The organism is Candidatus Brachybacter algidus, from assembly GCF_016707225.1.
GTDB lineage: Bacteria > Bacteroidota > Bacteroidia > Chitinophagales > Saprospiraceae > Parvibacillus > Parvibacillus algidus.
This window is the reverse complement of sequence record NZ_JADJID010000002.1, coordinates 139,468-159,390: the sequence shown is the minus strand read 5'-3', so window position 1 is coordinate 159,390 and position 19,923 is coordinate 139,468. Positions and strand designations below refer to the sequence as shown.

The following is a 19,923-nucleotide window of genomic DNA, read 5'->3' as shown; positions in this document are numbered from 1 at the left end:
ACAAACTAAAACAAATGTCTATGTACGCGCAAATTTGTTTCTTTTTATTTCTAATGTTTATCTCTTTCAAAAACAATGGTGACAACACAAATATTAAAAAAGTCGATGAAAGCAACCTAAAAGTAGCTTCAAAAGACGGTTGTCAAGCTAATTCAACTGCGTTTAGTATTTCCAACTTACTAAATAAAAATCAATGTGTTGCTGTTTCTAAAGCTTCTTGTGCAACTGTCGCTAAATGTTCAGTATCTGAAACTTGCAACTCTGCAATATCTTTGGAAATACCCGGCAAAAACCCAATGTCTTGCTCATCAAAATTGGCACAAAAGTCTTGTTCTGGCAAGAAAGATGAAATTAAATGCGCTGGAAAAATTGTTCAAAATAGCGATGCTGTTCAGGTAGTCGCTACTAAATAATTGATGTAGTAATACCAGAAAGAAAGTGCTAGTCGGTATGTTATTTTAGAATTGATCCATAGTATTCCGTTGCTCACAGACAACCCCTAATGTTGGGGATTTTGGAACACGTGCTATTTATGAAGACAAAGATGGCTTTATTTGGATTAACAATACACGATTTCGATACGACAAAGTAACCAATAATGGCAATAGCATATCCTTTAAGAAGGAAAATGGAATTAGGTATATTAACGAAAAAAATGAAAGGGAATTTCCGTTTTTTCTATCTATAACACAAGATAATGAAGGTAACTTCTGGTTGGCTACATATGAGAATGGTGTTTGGAAATATAATGGAAAAGAACTTATTCATTACCCTATTAAAGATGGCGAAACTAATGTATATCTTTTCACAATTTCCAATGACAAACAAGGAGTTCTTTGGTTTGGGACACATAATGCAGGAGTTTATAAATTTAATGGTAGTTCGTTTGACAAATTCTTAAAATAAATTCATGAATAAAAAAAACAATAACTTGGTATACTTAATATTCTTAATGGCACTAACCTTTTCATGCGTTGAAAAGAAATCTTCCGAAAAGGAAGTAACTAAAGCTCATTTTTCAAGAACTCCCAAAGCCGACATTTTAAAATTTACTTCTGGAATACGTGCTATCTTTCAAGACAGCAAAGGCAATTATTGGTTTGGAAGTCATAATGAAGGCATAAGCTATTATGATGGAAAAACATTTCAATACTTTACAACTAAGGAGGGGCTAAGTGATAATCAAATCCGTTCAATAGAAGAAGATAAAAATGGAAATATCTGGTTTGGAACTGCACACGGAATAAGTAGATATAATGGAGTAGATTTTTCTAATTATTCATATAAAACTGACGTCCCAAAATTGGAATGGAATGAAACCAGTGGAGATTTATGGTTTAATGCAGGTGAAAAAGACGGAATAAATCGCTTTGATGGAGAAAAAATGAACTATTTAATTTTTCCAAAACCCAAAACAAACGACCCCAATAATTCATATGGTGTAACTGATATATCGGAAGGAACCGACGGTAAGGTGTGGATAGCCACTTACAATGCATTATTTATGTATGATGGAAAAAATACGAAAAGTTTTGACCATGAAAAACTGGAATTAAAAGAGAATGAAAACTTGCATATAAGAAGTGTTTTGGCAGATTCAAAAGGGCGGATTTGGATAGGTAATAATGGAATTGGTGTTTTACTAATGGAGAACGAGAAAGCAATAAATTTTTCTGATAAGAATGGGCTTATTAACATTTTTAGTAGTAAAAATGGAAATCTTTCTCCTGCCGGAACACTTGAACATGTTTTTGTAATTGAAGAAGATTCAGAAGGGAATATTTGGTTTGGTGATAGAGATACAGGCGCTTGGAAATATGACGGCAAAAATATGACTAACTATACAATCGACAGCAGACTTTCGAAACCAATGATTTGGTCAATATATAAAGACAATAGAAATAATTTACTCTTTGGGATGGCAAGCGGTGGAGTATATATATTCAACGGAAAATCATTTGATAAAAAGTTTTAAAAGAAAACGAACGCACAACAATATATAATAAATGGGCGGAATATTAGTAAAATCAAGAGTTTGGGAACTCATCAAACTTTGTTAGCTAACTGAAAGTTACGAGCTCCGAAATCGCTTACCTTTCATATTCAAAATCTTAGCGAAGGTTGCTCAACCTGAATGGATGTTAGAGAGAAAAGGCGACAAGGTGAGAAAATGAATATGCGGAAAAATATACAGAAATTATCAAGTTTTTTAGACCAGCGATTTCTAAAAGTAGATTTCACTGGTTTTTTTCGAAATAAATAATCATTTTAATTATCGAATAAAATAATATCAATGCAATTTAAATACATAATTACACTCATATTTTGTTTGAATATATTCCTCGCGTGCAATACTTCCCGAAAGACTATGGTTGCTAGTTCGGTACCCGAACCCGATGAAAAAAAAGAAACCACTGCTGTGAAGCAATTATCAAAACCTGAGGAAAAGCCAACCGAGCCGGCACCCACCATCCTTTCGGGAATGAGCATCCTAAGCCCGGCTGCCAATCAAGGCTTACCTACTTTCGTCATTCCTTATGAGGTTGTTTCTGCGCCGGGTGAAAAACAATTGATGGCCATGCAGGAAAAGTATCAGGGCATCACAATTGAAACTCTTCGTCTCGGTCATGAATTATTCAATGTAACCTGCACAGGCTGTCATGAACAAAAAAGTATTTATGCAAGAACCGAAGAAAGCTGGCATATTATAGTAGATGATATGGCGATGCTTGCAGAGTTAAATGATATAGAAAAGGATGCTGTCATGAAATATGTACTTTCTGTAAAGGCCACCCAAAATTCAACGAAAATAGATGAATAGAATTGGAATAAAGGGTCAATTCTTACACTATGTTTTATTTATATTTCCTGCTCGAGGCATAAATTTATTATCCTGATTCTGCGAATCAAGAATTTTATTGCGCCGGATACACGAATGGTTTTTGTGGAAAGCTGATGCTTTAATTTTTAAGCGAATATTACAAAAGATTAGCCAAAATTTTTAGGATGTATTTAAATGGTATGTGATTATTCGTGCATTATCTCCGATGCTGCTTGCGCGGTCGTGGTATTATTCTACATTTTAGTCTTCTTTTTAATTTAATTCAAGTTTGAATAGAGTAATTTGCGTACTCTTTCGTCTGCAATACAATATATGAAGGAAAATGAATATTGTAACCGTATCTCCAATGGCTGATACAAAGCCATTTAACCTCACCGATACGATCAAAAGGTATGGTAGTCAACTGTTTGGGTTTATCAAAAGTAAAGTTGGACTCGTGGAAGATGCTGAAGATATCCTCCAGGATGTGTGGTATCAATATAGCAACCTTGCAAATCCTGAAGAGATCCTAAGTGTTAGTGGTTGGTTATACCGTGTGGCTAAAAACAGAATTATCGACAGGTCGCGAAAACAAAAGAATTTATTGTTGGATGATTTGGTTTACGAAGGAGAGGAAGGTGAGCTGTCATTAAAAGATGTTTTACTTTCAAACGATACGGATGACGTTGAAATATTTATGTTTCAAGAAGAATTCTGGAATACATTACAAATTGCCCTAGAAGAATTACCTGAAAACCAACGAAGGGTTTTCATTCAAAATGAATTGGAAGATAAAACACTCAGAGAAATTGCCGAGGAAGAGGGCGTACCGATCAAGACGATCGTAAGTAGAAAGGGTTACGCAGTAAAATATTTGCGTAAGAAATTGGATCCTTTATATCAAGATATAATTTAAAAAATCATGAATCGAGAAATGTTGTATAATAAAGGTAAAAGAAAGTTTGTTTTCTTTTTATTAATGCTGGCGATGATATTTATTATCAGTGCGGTAGTGATGTTTTTATGGAATGCAATTATTCCGGATATCACCGGTTGGAAGGCGATCAACTATTGGCAATCATTAGGATTGCTTGTTTTATTTAAATTGCTATGTGGTCGTTTTGGTGGTCACAAGCATCATGGGGGGAGAAACCATTTTATGATGCATAAATTTAGGGAGAAATTTGCAAATACCACTCCGGAAGAAAGAGAAGCTTTAAAGGAGGAGTGGAGGAATAGGTGCGGAGGCTGGCATGGCCGAAAAGATAATTAAGCTTTTGGAATATTTGAAATTATAGAACTAAGTTTTTGAGGGGTATTAAACCATTAAGAAACTAAGAGAGATTAAGATGTTATTGAAAAATTAATTAACGAAACTCCTTGACAAACCTCAAACCCCAAACAACAATCATTGTATGAAATGCAGTATTGAAGTTGATACTAGTATTTACAATTATTAAACCATTAAGGAATTAAGGTGTATTAAGCTATTTAATTAAAAAATAAAACATAACTCTTTGTCAAACCCCAAACTCCAAACCCCAAACTTGGTATGAAAAGTAGTATTTAAGTTGCCCTTTGTGTCAATTAATAAAGGCATTATGATGTATTAAGTTATTTAATTGCACGCCCATAATATTTCAAAAGACTTTTACAAATTTACCCGAAACGTTCGCTATGCTCAATAAATATGAGTACCCCGAATTTCCCCCTTTTGGAGGGGGGTAGGGGGAGGTTAATTCGAAAAGAGAAATATTAACTTATATTAATTACAACTTCCTGAAATTAATTAAACACTATAACTTTTGATCAAGCTTCAAATATTTTTAAAAAAATATTTGCCCTTTTTTAAAGTAAAACTCCATCTTCTCCGTCCTCTATTTAAAGGCCTTTATTTTATTAATTAAATAATTTAAACAAATTAAAAATGAAAAACAATATAAATTTTATGCTTCCTAAGATAGCCGGTATGACTTTGCTGGCTGGAGTTGGCGCAATGGTTCTTTTTCTACTTTTCAAAGTATTAATGGTCGCATTGGTGGTATCAGTTGTTGTAGTTGCAGTCAAATCTGCTAAGATGCTATTCCATCAGGCACAAGAAAGGATCGGAAACTATGATGATGAATTCGGTGGCCAATTGGACTACAACAATTACGATCGTCAAAGATCATTTGCTCCCTACAGAAAAGAACTTGCCATAATTCCGATTAGAAAATGAATAATGAATAGTGAATAATGAATAATTAGAGCTGAGGGTATCTCCCGTTCTTTCCTCAGGCTTAATTAAATAGAAATATTATGAATTGAGCAGTATTTCCCCCTTTGGAGGGGTGAACAACGAAGAAAAGGTGCCTAAGCGACCTTTTCGAGGAAGTGAAACGTAACGAAGTCTCGACGAATGCTGGAGCAAAGCGGAAGTCCCACACCAGATTCGGGAAGAGACAAAGTGAAGTCAGAACATTTGAGAGGTACGAACAAAATGCTTCTGCGTTAGGGGGAGGCTCGTTTCCACGAAATAATTATTTAAATACCTAAATCACCCAAACCATTTAATAACAATCTAAAAACATTAAACATGTATAATAGACAAGCAAAATTTCATTGTGATAATATGTCTCAGGGCAATCACGAAGCATGGACATCTTTCAGAAAACATTTTGGAGACAATATGTCAGAAAAAATGAACCGCCGTTTTCAGAGCGGAATGGGAAAAAGATTTAGTAACAGAAAATCTGTGAATATCATCGAAACAGCTGACGCATATATCCTCAAACTTTATGCTGCAGGTCTCAGAAAAGACCTGTTTACCATCTCGATCGAAGAAGATGTATTGAACATCAGTTACCAGCCGGAAGCGGCTACCGAGGACAAATTCATATACGAAGAGTACCGACCCACAGCATTTGAACGCGCTTTCAAGCTTAATGACAAGGTGCTCAAAGATCAGATTGGAGCAGCATACACCGATGGTGTACTTGAAGTCACATTGCCCAAAGATCCTGAGGCACACAAGCCCGGGCAGAGCATTGAGATCAGATAGTTCTGATTAGTTAATCCTGGAAAAGCCACTCTCTAAAGGAGTGGCTTTTTTTGTTTAATTATGGTGATTTATAATTCTACTTCGTTTAATTAACAATTGAAATACAGCATCTAATTCATGAAATATCGGTTGTCAGCACTTTGTATGCCTATCAAATTTATCTATAGTTTTCATTTGAAGGTTGCTCCAAGGTTCAGCGTGCCTAGATCTATTAAATAAACAAATAGACTTAACTAAATCGCAATGATTTGAAATTTCCTGTTAATTCATGATAACCCATTTAGTTTTTCTCCAAAAAACTGATTCTAATTAGTCACAACCGCGTAATCAGCATCGAAAATAATGGCACGAATTCTCAAAAATAAATTCGTGTTAGATGCGAAGCATCATTCGTGCAATTCGTGGCAAAAAGTCTTTTGCTAGGGTATAAAATTCTGGAATTGATATAAAAATTTTAATTGTTTTTTCTGTGGTAAACTGCAATTATTTCACCACCGAGATTTTCCTCACCATACGCTCTTTTCCATTTTTACTTATCACACTCAATATGTAAATTCCAGCGGCACAATTTTCAGGTAATATCACCTCGTTTTGTCCATTTTCTAATTTTGTCCGCAGCACCACTTTTCCGTGGATATCCGAGATACTTGCATCTCCAATTTCTGATAACACCACATATATCCTGCCATCAGATGGATTTGGATAGATGGTCATATTTCCCGAGAAGGTCGGCTCAAAGGAGGCAGCTGTCCCTTCACAAGGCGGGAAAACATCATTGGAATCAGGAGTCACCGTGATGCCATAAATATAGAGTGTATTGACTAATAAATCGGCATTCGAACTGCTTGTTCCATCCCCATTTGTCATGGCTATCGCACCTGTTTTTTTCGTCATATTAAAATACATCGCAGTATTGACCCCGGCATCTCCTCCATTGTGTCCCCAAAGTACATCTCCATTGCTCGCCTTGGCAGAATAGAATATAATTCCTTGTGCTGGTTCCACAAGAGTTTGCTGTCTAAGCATGTAATCCACCGTCGTACTGTCTAATACCCTCGACCCCTCATAAGTGCCATGCTGCAGATACATGGTCATAAATCGGGACAGATCCGTACTTGTCGTTCTCAACTGTCCATCCGGATAATCCGGGTATCCATACAAGCCTGCATACCAATACGCTGACCCATCCCAGCCGTAAGGTCTTGCGATCCTTGTCGTATCACTGATTCCTGATAGCAAAAAAGAGGTGCTTGTCATACACAACTTTTGAAATATAGCGGTATCACAATAATGGCTAAAATCATCACCGGTAATAGTTTCGACAAGGTAAGCTGCCAATGTTGAGCCAATATTACTGTAGTTATATTGAGTGCCCGGTCGGTATGTATAAAAGTTGCCCGCCTTATAATAGGTAGCCCCATGAGTAAAATATTTTTGCATAAAACTGGACAATGAAATGGGTGAATCGCCAAGTACATACAATGAGCCCAAGGTATTCCATTCGTCCTGAATAGCGGAAGTGTGGGTGAGGAGCATTCTCGCCGTAATGCTGTCATTTTTAAAGGACGGCGTTCTCACGCTGAATGGTAAATAATGGTTGACGTCTATATCGAGATCTATTTTTTGCTTTTCCCAAAGCTGCATGATTGCTGTGGCGATCATCGTTTTGGAAACAGATGCCTGCATGAAGATGGTCTGATCATCTATAGGTTTATCGGTGGTGATATTTGCTAAGCCAAGATTTTTATGATAAATCAATTTTCCATCTTTTACTGCCGCGAACGATGCGCCCGGCATTTTACCATTCTTCATCTTGGTGATTAAAGATGCATCTGTGGGTTGTGCAATAATTAGAGTCCCATTAATTGCCAAAAGTAGTATTAGCAGGAATAATGTCTTTGCTGGTTTGTTGTTTAAATAAGTCATCATATTAATTTAATTAATTTGTTTTTGATATTTAAATATAAGGAGGGAAGATTTAGGGGAAAAAGATTTTATGTGAAATAGGGTGGATTCTCGACGAAATTGGAAATAATGGATTGTGATTCGCATAATTAACCAGGCGAGATATACAGGGCGATGTAATTTTTACCTTACAGACAATTCTTAACTATGAAGTTTTCCAAATTTAAAGGTTTGAAGGAGCGGCATAATTTCTTAATGATTATCAATGATAGTTGATCTCTAATATTAAAGAGATATGTTTATAATTATCTCTTTAATTTATTTCTTATTAATCTATAGTAAAACATGGAGTTCAGTTTATAAAAGCCTCCCCCTACCCCCCTCCAAAGGGGGAAATCATAGCAACATTATCTACGTTTTAAATTATATATTTCGGGTCACAATACAAGGTGAAACTAGAATTATTTATCCGAGCCGATTTTTCTGAATCCATTCCGAAACTTCACTTCGAAAAGTATTACCGATCGTAATTTCCTGACCAATTATTTTTACAAAATTTCCTTCGACTTCCTCGATAAAATTTGAATTAACAATATAGGATTTATTAATACGTTTGAATTCAGAATGTGGCGCGAGTTGAGCTTCCAGGTTTTTCATTTTGGTATAAACAATGATCTTCATTGTTGTAGTCCAGACCATGACATAATCTTTTAATCCCTGCACAAAACACAATTCATCCAAGTGGATTTTTATGTATTTTCCATTGGATTTAAGAAATACGGTCTTTTCAACCGTCGATGGTGATTGATTGGAAATTGGAATATTGGTCGGAAGTTGTGAAATGAATTTTTGAATAGCTTGTAAAAAGCGGGGAAAGGAAAACGGCTTCAGCAAATAATCTACGACATTTAAATCAAATCCTTCTAATGCGTATTCGGCATATGCGGTAGTGAAAACAACCCTGGGTTTATCACTTAAATTTTTCAAAAAATCTATGCCTGATATTTCGGGCATATTAATATCCAATAAGATCAGATCCGGTTTTTCTTTTTGCAGGAAATTAAATGCTTCGATGACGTTTTTGCATTTGCCGGCTACTTCAAGTTCGGGTATTTTTGTGATATAAGTTTCCACGACATCTTGTGCCAGCGGTTCATCATCGACGATCAGTACGCGGTAGGTCATTTAATTAAGTTGAATTTTTATATCAATGGTGAAATATTCGGCTTCATTATTAATTTTCACAACATGTTTTTCAAGAAACAACAAAGTCAGCCGTTTCTGAAGATTCATTAGACCGATTCCACCTGAAACATTTTCTGATGAAACAGCAGTCGTCGGATTGTATTTATTCTTCGAAATGATGGTAAGTATATTTTGTGAAATAGTAAACTCAAAACTAATAAAATAGCGATCAGCTATATAACGAGTTCCATATTTGAATGCATTCTCAATGACAGGCAGCCAAAGTAATGGCGGAATACTGCAAGGTTTGTCTGTCTCAATATTAAAATGTAAGTCACTCGGATCTTCTATGCGCAACAGTTCCAGGTCGATATAGGCCAACATCAGTTCCTTTTCTTTTTCGAAATCATTATATGCAGTTTTGGTATCGTAAAGTAGATAACGCAGTAGTGACGACAGTTTCAGAATAGATTCCGGAGTATGTTCAGATTGTTTTAGCGCGAGTGCATAAAGATTGTTAAGTGTATTGAAGAGAAAATGAGGATTTAGTTGGCTTTTCAGGAAATTCAATTCCAATTCTGTCTGTTTTTGTTTTACGATTTCAATTTCTTTTTCCTTATTTTCATAATCCCGCGTGTACCAAGCCATCGTAAAGATCACCAGCCACATGATGAATCCAAAAAAATAGGTGGACATTTCAGAGATAATCACATCGAAAGTCCATTTGTCAGAAATATTTCCGGAGATAAAACTCACGTCCTGAATGTGTTCCACAGGAATGTAGTTTAGGCCCCATTTGAGTACCAAAACATAGGACAAAGAGATGAGCGAAACATGCAGTAGAAATGCCCCTGTGTATATTATGTATTTTCTTTTTTGCAGCAATTTTGGCACGATCAATAAATTGTTGATATACGTAAGCGCCAACATGAGGGATGTCGTAATGCTAAGAAACAGGAAATAAATAGGCGCAAAATCCTTCTGATTGTTGCTGTTAAGAACAACCCAAAGCGTGAATAACCAGAAAATAACATTACGTGTTATTCTGCTTTTTAGAATTCTTGCGATATTATTTACAAAAGAGGTATTCATGATAAGGTAAAACAATACTTATTCGACATTATTAGAAAATCGTTTAGATGAAGTAAATTAAAATCAAGACGACATTGTATTTTTTAAAGGTAAAGTAAATATGGTGAGGAGGAGGAAAAATGTGGTTTTTAAAATATGGACTTGAAAGTTGTATTTAATAAGTTAGTAAGATAATAGAAAGTTGAAATAAGCGCACAGATTAAATTTCCGTTTTTTGTAAACTAAATGGCAAATATTTCCGTTTTACGTAAACAATGTTTAGCTTTGGATGATGAAAATTATCGCAACGTCCACAGGAGAACAATATTTGATAGAAGTCATTCCATTGGAAATTACAGATTACAAAGCAATAACTAAGGGACGATACTTTTTTAATTGGAAATCTGAAAAGGGGAAAGAAGTGTTTAAGTTGCGAATAATCGAAACCAATGAATTTTTAGGATTGATTTCGATTGAACGCATCCCGGAAGAATGGAGAATTCATATCAGGCTATTAACTGTTTCAATAGAAAATATGGGAAAGCATAAGAAATATGAAAGAATTGTAGGAAATTTATTAACCCATGTTGCGAAAATTGCAGTTTTAGAATTTGGCGAATTAGCATGCATATCACTTAGGCCAAAGAGTAGCATTGCCCGGCATTATGTAGAGCGATACTGTATGAATATCACAGGAATGACCTTAAGCATGGAGGTGGAGGAAATTTTAAATCTTATAAATGAATATGATAATGACTAATAAAATAAATGAGGATGAAGCTGAATATGGAGTCGATTCAAGATACATCTCTGTAAAGGAAAGAAATGAGGAAGCGGCTAATCTAATGGAAGCACGTTTGAATCGAATGAAGAATTTGCCAAAAGAGCAAATTGTTAAAGCAAAACTTGTGCAATTGAAGTTGAAAATGGATGCATATATCAGCAATCTAGTATTCGATAATCAGCGGTATTTTTCTAAATTCCTGGCAACATATGTTGATACTATTTATGATAAACGTAGCTCATTTGCAAAAGACATTGATGTAACTGCTGTAAGTTTAAGTCAGGTAATTAATACTCACCGCGAACCTTCAGAGCTATTTATTTTAAAATTAATGGTACACTCTGAAGGAACATACATGAGTGTGTGCAAATTTCAGAAAGAAGTCTGGTATCAGATTTATTTTAATGAAAAAATATGTGATACAATGGCAAGGCAGGATGAATGGAGACCTAGACTTTCAAAACAAATAAAGTTTGTTGAAATCAATTAAAATCTTTAAACTAAGAGTTTCTTTAACTTTTGGTTTTCCTGAAGCCACTCACCATTATGTTTATAAAATAAATTGGTATACCCAATCCAATGATTAATAATATAGCGCCAATCTGTATATTTGCTGTGAATATTAATTCATCTACCCTTCCTATGCTTCCAGGGTATGCGACATAAGTTTCCTTTAAATATAAATTCTTTGGAACATATGTTACGCACCATAAACAAATCATACCTCCAATAAATATAATTGAATGCATCAATGTTAGAAATTTAATCAATGATTTATTTAATATTTTAAGTACAAACCAATAACCGAATCCCTGAATTAAAAACGCTATCAAGGTGAAAAGTTCTAGTTGAAATATTGAAATCACGTAGTAATTGGGTCCCATCCGCAGATCAATATATTTGGAGCCGGTTTCTGTTAAAAAGTAAAATGCAATTAGGAAACATACAGATAAAATCCAGAAAAGATGGTATACTTTTAATTTATTCAATATTGAAAATAATTGAAGATGATAGTTCAAATAGAAGGATGTAGTTCGAAGATAAGTAATTTATAACATTTTCTATCAAAGTTGATCTTATTGATGATTGTTGAATAATTGAAAAAACAATATATTGCCCTTTCTTGTATTAACCACTATTTAGACAACTTCTACATAATAAAATAAGTATATTATTTTTGTATTATGATGATTGTAGTATATAAATTTGTTTGTTTTAAAATTAAAGCCAGTGAAACCAACAGATATTTCGGATCCCGAATATTTTCATAAAGTAGTCGACTGCCAATACGCTTGTCCGGCCCATACGCCCGTGCCAGAGTACATACGGTTGATCGCTGAAGGAAAATATACTGAGGCTTATATGGTCAATTGGGTATCAAATGTCTTCCCGGGTATCCTTGGAAGGACCTGCGATCGACCATGTGAACCAGCGTGCCGTCGCGGCCGTATTGAAGAAGAGCCTGTGGCGATCTGTCGATTAAAACGCGTCGCAGCAGACAATAAAGACGATGTCCGCCAATATACCAACCTTGAGATAGCTCCATCCAATGGCAAAAAAATAGCCCTCATAGGAGGAGGTCCGGCGTCACTAACTGTAGCCAGAGACCTTGCACCGCTTGGTTATGAGATACATTTATTTGATGACCAAAAGATGGGCGGCGGCATGATGCGCAGCCAAATACCTTCTTTCCGTCTACCCGAAACTGTACTGAACGAAGAAGTTGGTTACATACTCGATCTGGGTATTCACACGCATTTTCAGACTTTTGTCGGTAGTATGAAAACCGAAGTATTGGCGCATGGTTATGATGCTGTATTCGTCGGAACCGGCGCTCCGAAAGGTAAAGAACTTGAGAGCTTACCGGGTCGTAAGGATGCCGGCGAACATGTACACATTGGTATCAACTGGCTGGCTAGTGTCGCCTTCGAACACAATAATAAAATTGGAAAAAAAGTACTCGTCATCGGTGGTGGAAATACTGCGATGGACTGCTGCAGAACTGCCAGAAGACTTGGCGGAGAAGACGTTAGAGTCGTGGTGCGAAGTCCGTTTGAGGAAATGAAAGCATCCCCTTGGGAGATTGAAGATGCACAGCATGAAGATATTCCCTTTTACAATTTGCATTCGCCAAAGTCAATCATCACTGAAAATGGTCAGCTGAAAGGCATGGAGTTCGATGTGGTTAGCGCTGAATACATTGATGGAAAACGTAAATTAAATTCTACAGGCGAAGTCGTCTTTATGGAAGCAGATGATATCCTATTGGCTATTGGCCAGGAGAACAGCTTTACATGGATAGAACGCGACCTTGGTATCGATTTTGATGAATGGGGTATGCCTGTGTTGAATAAAGAAACATATCAATCGACTCTGCCACATGTGTTTTTTGGCGGTGATGCTTCATTCGGACCAAAAAATGTCATTACGGCGGTGGCTCAGGGACACGATGCCGCACTTTCTATAGACCTATATTGTTCGAGTTTGGATGTTAGTAAGCGACCTGCACCTATCGTAGAGACCATGCGTCAGAAAATGGGTATCCACGAATGGGCGTATAGTAATCAAACAGTCAACGACCTAAGATACAAGGTGCCACATGCTGATAAAACGAAGGCATTAGCAGACAGATTGATGGAAGTAGAACTTGGTTTTACGCCTGAATCTGCCTACAAAGAAGCCCATCGATGTCTCAATTGCGATGTGCAAACGGTTTTTACCGACTCCAAATGCATCGAATGTGATGCTTGCGTAGATATTTGCCCTACTTCCTGTATCACATTTACTACTAATGGAGAAGAAATGGATCTTAGACAAAGATTGAACGCCCCTTCCAATGACCTAAGTCAGGATCTTTATGTGTCCGGAGTATTACCCACTATGAGGGTTATGGTCAAAGATGAAGATGTGTGTCTTCACTGTGGACTGTGTGCCGAACGCTGTCCTACCGATGCATGGGATATGCAAAAGTATTTGTATAACACTGCTAAAGCTTGTAATTTTTAATGTCACAAATCAAAGTTAATGATCTGGTGATCCGGTTTGCCAATGTAAATGGTACTGGATCTGCGAGCGCCAATGGCCTGTTTGCAAAAGCCGTATATAAAATGGGTGTGCCCGTCACTCCGAAAAACATCTTCCCGTCCAACATTCAAGGGTTGCCGACCTGGTACGAAGTGCGTGTCAGTGAAAAAAACTACTTGGGCCGACGTGCAGGGATTGATATCATGGTAGCTATCAATGCTCAGAGTTTCATGAACGACCTGAACTCAGTGAGTGCGGGTGGCTATTTCGTCTATGACAATTCCGGGTATATTAATACGGATGATTTTCGACAGGATATCAACTATGTAGGAATACCGATGATCAATCTTAGTGTAGCCAGCTTTAACAATCCGAGAATTCACCTTTTGATGAAAAATGTGATTTACATCGGTGCAATAGCTGCTATGTTGAACATTGATTTGTCAGTATTCGAAGAACTTGTAAAAGAGCAATTTAAAAAGAAGGAAAAACTGATTCCGGGCAATATTCAAGCCTTGAGTCTAGGGTACGATTATGCAAAAGCAAATTATAGCTGCCCGATAGATTTTACCATCGAACATCGTGATCTGATCGGGGACAGAATCCTCGCTGAAGGAAATGATGCCTGTGGGCTCGGCGCAGTATATGCCGGAGCTACTGTAGGTTCGTGGTATCCGATCACGCCTTCTACAAGTGTCATGAGTTCTTTTGAAAAGTGGTGTAAAAAACTTCGCGTCGATCCGGAGACGGGTAGAAATAACTTTGCCATCGTACAGGCAGAGGATGAACTCGCAGCCATCGGAATGGTAGTGGGTGCTAATTGGAATGGGGCACGTGCATTTACGGCGACCAGTGGTCCCGGCGTTTCACTTATGACAGAATTTCTTGGGCTGGCTTATTTTGCCGAAATACCTGTAGTGCTGATAGATGTTCAACGAAGTGGACCTTCTACCGGAATGCCGACCAGAAGCCAACAATCGGATCTATTTGCGGCAGCTTATGCCTCACACGGTGATACGAAACACATACTTTTATTTCCTTCGACTCCAACTGAATGTTTTGACATGACGGCGATGTCATTCGACTTGGCTGAGCGTTTTCAAACGCCGGTCATCATCATGACTGACCTCGATCTTGGCATGAATGATCATCTATGTTATCCTTTCAAATGGGATGACAGTAGGAGATTTGATCGGGGTAAAGTATTGACAGCGGAAGCTCTGGACCAACTAAATGAATTCGGAAGATATCTGGATGTGGATGGAGACGGCGTCACATACAGGACACTTCCCGGTACCCATCCTGACAAAGGAGCATTTTTCACCAGAGGAAGTTCTAAGGATGAATTCGCAAGATATACGGAAGACGGCCAGGCTTATGTTAGAAACATGAAAAGACTGGAGAAAAAATGGGATACCATAAAGTCAAATGTTCCCACATCAGACATTTCTTTAGACCCGGATTTCAATAAAGCCATACTTTACTTTGGCACAACAATTTATTCAGCAGAAGAAGCTCTTGATATTTTAAAAGAACACGATCTTCATTATAATTGGATCCGAATCAAAAGTTTTCCATTCGGACCGGAAGTGATTGACTTCATTAATCGACATGAGGAGATTTTTGTCATAGAACAAAACAGAGACGCTCAGATGAGAAGTTTATTGATCAATGAACTGGAAGTAGCACCCTCAAAATTGAAAAAAGTGCTGAATTATGATGGCATGGCTATCACAGCCGAACAAATATCTATGTCCATTAAAGAAGCAACTATTTTTATGGATCATTCAACCCCTGAAATGTTTTAAACCGATCGAAAAATGACATATATAAAACCTGCTTTCAGGCATCCATCAGCTCAGCCCAATGCCATCGGATATTATAAAAAAGATTATGAAGGGGCACTGTCTACTTTGTGTGCAGGGTGTGGTCATGATAGTATAAACGGAGCCATCGTACAGGCTTGTTTTGAATTGGCCATCGAGCCTCATCGAATAGCGAAGTTGTCCGGCATCGGTTGTTCATCAAAGTCTCCGACATATTTCATGAGCAAATCTCATGGCTTTAATACCGTGCATGGACGTATGCCGAGTGTGGCTACCGGAGCACAATTGGCGAACAAGGATCTTATTTATCTAGGTGTAAGTGGTGACGGAGACACGGTTTCTATCGGTATGGGACAGTTTGCCCATGCCATCCGCAGGAATCTTAACATGCTGTACATTGTCATGAACAATGGTTGTTATGGATTGACCAAAGGTCAGGACAGTGCCACCGCTGATGCCGGATCTATTAGTAAGGGAGGAAATAGCAATCCGTTTCAGGCTATAGACATAGCATCCTTGGGCATGGAACTGGGAGCCACTTATGTAGCGCGCAGTTTCAGTGGTGACAAGGCACAGTTGATCCCGCTTATCAAGGCAGGACTTGCTCACAAAGGATTTGCGTTGATAGATGTCATCTCTCCATGTGTGACCTTCAATAACAATGCCGGATCTACCAAATCTTATGATTATACCCGAGAGCACATAGAAGCGACCGGTTCGATCGACCTCGTACCTATGAAGTCAGAGATCGTACATGATCAGCCGACAGGCACTACTCAGTCCATTACCCTTCATGATGATGATGAGATCGCCGTTCATAAGTTACATAGGGAGTGGGATCCTACAGACAAACAATCCGCTTCTGCCAGAATGAATAGAGCAAAAGCTGATGGCGAGATCCTGACAGGACTGATCTATGTTTCAAATGAATACAATGACCTTGTCGGCATGTTGAATATGAGTGAAAGGCCGATGAATGATCTGACGGAGAAGGAGCTTTGTCCGGGGCAGAAAGTGCTGGATGAGATAAATGCGGGGTTCAGGTGATAGTTAATTTTTAGGACTCAAAAACATGGGCAACTAGAATTTTCATATATTTAGCCAATAATATTTTTTATGATCATAGGAGTTTTAAAGGAAGACGAACCGGAATCGCGGGTTTCGCTCTTACCTGAACACATTGCAAGTATTGTTAAATCATCAATCGAAGTACTTGTAGAATCTGATGCCGGCATTCGGGCATTTGCCAACAATGCAGCATATGAAAAGGAGGGCGCCAAAATAGCGTCCAAAGCAGATATCTTAGTCAAGGCAGATATCCTACTTTCCATCCACGACCAAAGTTTTATAGAATATCCCGGCATTAAAGGTAAAGTGCTGATCGGAATGTATGCTGCCTTGACCAATCGGGAACATATGTTTACACTGGCCCAAAAAGGAGCTACTGTCTTTAGCATGGAGATGTTGCCAAGGACTACACGTGCTCAGAGCATGGATATCCTTAGCTCTCAAGCGAATATCGCCGGATATAAAGCGGTTTTGCTGGCAGCGGCACGACTTCCTAAGTATTTTCCCATGTTTATGACGGCTGCAGGGACTATTGCTCCTGCCAAAGTATTGATACTTGGTGCCGGAGTAGCAGGATTACAGGCGATTGCTACAGCCAGGAGATTAGGAGCAGTCGTCGAAGTATTTGACACCAGACCTGCCGTGAAGGAAGAGGTGCAAAGCTTGGGGGCAAAATTCATCGTGGTGGAAGGTGCGGCTGACGCATCTCAAGCCGGCGGATATGCCGTCACGCAGACAGAAGAGTTTCTTCAAGGCCAAAAAGCAAGGATCAAAGAAAGTGCCATCAAGGCCGACGTCATCATTACCACAGCACAGATCCCCGGAAAACCTGCACCTAAACTGATCACGACAGATATGTTGGATGAGATGAAACCTGGTTCAGTCATCATCGATCTGGCAGCATTGACCGGTGGAAATACGGATAAAACAGAGAATAATCAGACCGTTATATACAATCATGTCACCATCATCGGAGATTCCTCGTTACAAAACATTATGCCTTCAGATGCCAGTAAGCTGTATGGTAAGAATATCCTGAATTTCCTCAAACTGATCACCACTGCCGACGGACAGCTGCATCTTAATTTCGAAGATGACCTGGTAAAAGGCTCATGTGTTGCCCATGACAATCTAATAATAAACGATAGATTAAAATAATCAAATGACATTTTTAGAATTTATTAATCACCATCAGCAGATCATCTACATCGTCATTCTGATGATTTTTGTCGGAATAGTCATCATCGGCAGGGTGCCAAGTGTGCTCCATACGCCCTTGATGAGCGGCGCCAATGCCATCCATGGTGTGGTCGTCATCGGATCTATCATCGTCATCGGTAAGGCTGCACCTGACAATTATTTTGCATTGGGGCTTGGTTTCCTGGCGGTGGTCTTGGGGACACTCAATGTCGTCGGTGGATTTGTGGTCACCGACCGGATGCTTGAAATGTTCAAGAATAAAAAATCTAAGTAATTGAAATTGATCAACCTCTGTACTAGTAAGATATGCTGTTAGTTCCTATTTATATTGTCTCTTCCGTCTCCTTTATCCTTGGTTTAAAAATGCTCTCACATCCGGCAACCGCAAGAAACGGAAACCTGGCTGCCGCAGCAGGGATGGCGCTGGCTATATTTGCTACCATCTTCATGTACATAGACCCCGAAACTGGTCAGGGATTAAACAATTATGGCTGGATATTTTCAGGATTGATCCTGGGAAGCATCGTCGGTACTTTGGCTGCAAAGCGTGTCCAGATGACGGCTATGCCCGAGATGGTCAGTTTGTTTAACGGTATGGGAGGTGCCTGTGCGGCTTTGATCTCCCTAATAGAATATCAACATTTATCACACCTCGACATCACCTCGATATCCGGTCAAAAGGGTATGATCTTGATCATTGTACTCGGATTGATCATAGGTTCGGTCTCTTTTGCCGGAAGTATGATCGCTTATGGTAAACTCAACGGTAAGATCGGAGACTTTTCATTTAAAGGGCAAAATATCCTGAGCATTATCCTATTGTTAATCATCATTGGCCTGGCAGTGAGCCTGGTGATGGATCCCGGGCAGCCAATGTTATTCTATGTCATATTTGTTTTATCACTTTTATATGGCGCATTTTTTGTGTTTCCGATCGGAGGAGCAGATATGCCTGTAGTAATTTCGTTGCTCAACTCCTTTACGGGCGTCGCAGCAGCTTTCGGTGGTTTTCTGTATGACAATAAAGTAATGTTGACGGGAGGTATTCTGGTGGGTGCAGCCGGTACACTATTGACCATATTGATGTGCAAGGCGATGAATAGGTCACTGCTCAATGTATTGATTGGTAATTTCGGAGGTAATGCCTCAAGCAGTGGTGGTACAAGTGAAATGGGAAGTTATAAGGAAGTTTCGCTTTCTGATGCGGCTGTACAAATGGCCTACGCGAATCGCGTCATCATAGTTCCGGGTTATGGCCTCGCTGTAGCTCAGGCGCAACACGTATGTCATGAACTGGAGGGCATCCTGGAGGAACGTGGCGTGGAAGTGACCTATGCCATTCATCCGGTGGCTGGTCGTATGCCGGGTCACATGAACGTATTGCTTGCTGAGGCCGATGTCTCTTACGACAAACTCGAAGAAATGGAAAAGGCCAATGATGATTTCCCCAAGACGGATGTCGTCCTCATTCTTGGTGCCAATGACGTAGTCAATCCGGCAGCAAAAACAGACCCGACTTCACCTATTTATGGAATGCCTATCCTCGAAGTGGAAAAGGCCAAAAGTGTCATCGTCAACAAACGGAGCATGAAGCCCGGATATGCCGGTATAGAAAATGCGTTATTCTTCCAACCTAAAACGTCTATGTTATTTGGCGATGCGAAGAAAGTGCTGCAGGAATTGGTGGCAGAGTTGAAGACGATATAGGAAGCGCTTTGGGTTGTTGGCGCTTTAGCGCATTAGCTGATTACGAATAATATAATATTTGGTGCAAAATGGTGCACTTCTCTTGTCTTTAGTCTTTGGGTCGCTGCGCTTTTGTCTTTAGCAAGTTACGTAATAAATCATCCTCTGTGCAAACTGGTGCACTCTATACTGGTTAACTGGTGCACTTCTCTTGTCTTTGGTCTTTGGGTCGCTGCGCTTTTGTCTTTAGCAAGTTACGTAATAAATCATCCTCTGTGCAAACTGGTTAACTAACATACTATTCCATTTTAAA

General features: G+C 38.6%; 20 protein-coding genes. 16 read left to right on the top strand and 4 right to left on the bottom strand.

What is annotated here, in order from left to right:
* The first annotated feature begins 20 nt into the window (after positions 1 to 20).
* The 8 genes from IPI15_RS06560 (at position 21) to IPI15_RS06525 (ending at position 5,861) form a co-directional block, all read left to right on the top strand.
* Positions 21 to 413 carry a hypothetical protein gene (locus IPI15_RS06560; protein WP_287404515.1) on the top strand — a complete coding sequence of 131 codons (393 nt, stop codon included), beginning with the start codon at positions 21 to 23 and terminating at the stop codon, positions 411 to 413.
* A gap of 58 nt (positions 414 to 471) precedes the next feature.
* Positions 472 to 906, top strand: a complete 435-nt coding sequence (locus IPI15_RS19805) for a two-component regulator propeller domain-containing protein (RefSeq protein ID WP_353845295.1) — start codon at positions 472 to 474, stop codon at positions 904 to 906.
* Positions 907 to 910: 4 nt separating this feature from the next.
* The gene (locus tag IPI15_RS06550) at positions 911 to 1,975 is read left to right on the top strand and encodes a ligand-binding sensor domain-containing protein (protein ID WP_287419621.1); all 1,065 of its coding nucleotides are present in this window, start codon (positions 911 to 913) and stop codon (positions 1,973 to 1,975) included.
* A gap of 318 nt (positions 1,976 to 2,293) precedes the next feature.
* Positions 2,294 to 2,821, top strand: a complete 528-nt coding sequence (locus tag IPI15_RS06545) for a hypothetical protein (RefSeq protein WP_287404518.1) — start codon at positions 2,294 to 2,296, stop codon at positions 2,819 to 2,821.
* A 343-nt stretch (positions 2,822 to 3,164) separates the two neighbouring features.
* Positions 3,165 to 3,737, top strand: a complete 573-nt coding sequence (locus tag IPI15_RS06540) for an RNA polymerase sigma factor (RefSeq protein WP_287419619.1) — start codon at positions 3,165 to 3,167, stop codon at positions 3,735 to 3,737.
* Positions 3,738 to 3,755: 18 nt separating this feature from the next.
* Positions 3,756 to 4,094 (top strand): hypothetical protein, encoded by a 339-nt coding sequence (locus tag IPI15_RS06535; RefSeq protein ID WP_287419617.1) that lies wholly within the window; start codon positions 3,756 to 3,758, stop codon positions 4,092 to 4,094.
* Between the two features lie 654 nt (positions 4,095 to 4,748).
* Positions 4,749 to 5,039 carry a hypothetical protein gene (locus IPI15_RS06530; RefSeq protein ID WP_287404525.1) on the top strand — a complete coding sequence of 97 codons (291 nt, stop codon included), beginning with the start codon at positions 4,749 to 4,751 and terminating at the stop codon, positions 5,037 to 5,039.
* A 357-nt stretch (positions 5,040 to 5,396) separates the two neighbouring features.
* Positions 5,397 to 5,861 (top strand): Hsp20/alpha crystallin family protein, encoded by a 465-nt coding sequence (locus IPI15_RS06525; RefSeq protein ID WP_287404527.1) that lies wholly within the window; start codon positions 5,397 to 5,399, stop codon positions 5,859 to 5,861.
* Positions 5,862 to 6,344: 483 nt separating this feature from the next.
* On the opposite strand, the gene IPI15_RS06520 is transcribed toward IPI15_RS06525, so the two are convergent.
* The 3 genes from IPI15_RS06520 to IPI15_RS06510 all read right to left on the bottom strand — a co-directional run bounded on the left by IPI15_RS06520 (position 6,345) and on the right by IPI15_RS06510 (position 10,043).
* Positions 6,345 to 7,790, bottom strand: coding sequence for a serine hydrolase (locus tag IPI15_RS06520; RefSeq protein WP_287419615.1), 1,446 nt, complete (start codon positions 7,788 to 7,790; stop codon positions 6,345 to 6,347).
* Positions 7,791 to 8,231: 441 nt separating this feature from the next.
* Positions 8,232 to 8,951 carry a LytR/AlgR family response regulator transcription factor gene (locus IPI15_RS06515; protein WP_287404533.1) on the bottom strand — a complete coding sequence of 240 codons (720 nt, stop codon included), beginning with the start codon at positions 8,949 to 8,951 and terminating at the stop codon, positions 8,232 to 8,234.
* Positions 8,952 to 10,043: a sensor histidine kinase gene (locus IPI15_RS06510; protein WP_287419613.1), complete on the bottom strand. Its 1,092-nt coding sequence runs from the start codon at positions 10,041 to 10,043 to the stop codon at positions 8,952 to 8,954.
* Positions 10,044 to 10,311: 268 nt separating this feature from the next.
* Between IPI15_RS06510 and IPI15_RS06505 the strand changes: the two genes are divergently transcribed.
* Together IPI15_RS06505 and IPI15_RS06500 are read left to right on the top strand one after the other, a co-directional pair.
* Entirely contained in the window at positions 10,312 to 10,782 is a 471-nt protein-coding gene (locus IPI15_RS06505) for a hypothetical protein (RefSeq protein WP_287404539.1), read from the top strand.
* Positions 10,775 to 11,296 carry a hypothetical protein gene (locus tag IPI15_RS06500; RefSeq protein ID WP_287404540.1) on the top strand — a complete coding sequence of 174 codons (522 nt, stop codon included), beginning with the start codon at positions 10,775 to 10,777 and terminating at the stop codon, positions 11,294 to 11,296. The genes IPI15_RS06505 and IPI15_RS06500 overlap by 8 nt, the downstream gene beginning before the upstream one ends.
* A 22-nt stretch (positions 11,297 to 11,318) precedes the next feature.
* Here IPI15_RS06500 and IPI15_RS06495 read toward each other — a convergent pair whose 3' ends face one another.
* Entirely contained in the window at positions 11,319 to 11,555 is a 237-nt protein-coding gene (locus tag IPI15_RS06495; protein WP_287404542.1) for a hypothetical protein, read from the bottom strand.
* Positions 11,556 to 12,036: 481 nt separating this feature from the next.
* Between IPI15_RS06495 and IPI15_RS06490 the strand changes: the two genes are divergently transcribed.
* The 6 genes from IPI15_RS06490 (at position 12,037) to IPI15_RS06465 (ending at position 19,631) form a co-directional block, all read left to right on the top strand.
* Positions 12,037 to 13,812, top strand: a complete 1,776-nt coding sequence (locus IPI15_RS06490) for an FAD-dependent oxidoreductase (protein WP_287404544.1) — start codon at positions 12,037 to 12,039, stop codon at positions 13,810 to 13,812.
* Positions 13,812 to 15,638: a 2-oxoacid:acceptor oxidoreductase subunit alpha gene (locus tag IPI15_RS06485; protein WP_287419611.1), complete on the top strand. Its 1,827-nt coding sequence runs from the start codon at positions 13,812 to 13,814 to the stop codon at positions 15,636 to 15,638. Before IPI15_RS06490 ends, IPI15_RS06485 begins: the two co-directional genes overlap by 1 nt.
* Before the next feature lie 12 nt (positions 15,639 to 15,650).
* The gene (locus tag IPI15_RS06480; protein WP_287419609.1) at positions 15,651 to 16,703 is read left to right on the top strand and encodes a 2-oxoacid:ferredoxin oxidoreductase subunit beta; all 1,053 of its coding nucleotides are present in this window, start codon (positions 15,651 to 15,653) and stop codon (positions 16,701 to 16,703) included.
* Positions 16,704 to 16,772: 69 nt separating this feature from the next.
* Entirely contained in the window at positions 16,773 to 17,882 is a 1,110-nt protein-coding gene (locus tag IPI15_RS06475; protein WP_287404550.1) for an NAD(P) transhydrogenase subunit alpha, read from the top strand.
* A 4-nt stretch (positions 17,883 to 17,886) separates the two neighbouring features.
* On the top strand, positions 17,887 to 18,198 hold the full coding sequence (locus IPI15_RS06470; RefSeq protein ID WP_287404552.1) for an NAD(P) transhydrogenase subunit alpha part 2: 312 nt from the start codon (positions 17,887 to 17,889) through the stop codon (positions 18,196 to 18,198).
* 32 nt (positions 18,199 to 18,230) lie between these two features.
* The gene (locus IPI15_RS06465) at positions 18,231 to 19,631 is read left to right on the top strand and encodes an NAD(P)(+) transhydrogenase (Re/Si-specific) subunit beta (RefSeq protein ID WP_287404554.1); all 1,401 of its coding nucleotides are present in this window, start codon (positions 18,231 to 18,233) and stop codon (positions 19,629 to 19,631) included.
* Positions 19,632 to 19,923 lie beyond the last annotated feature (292 nt).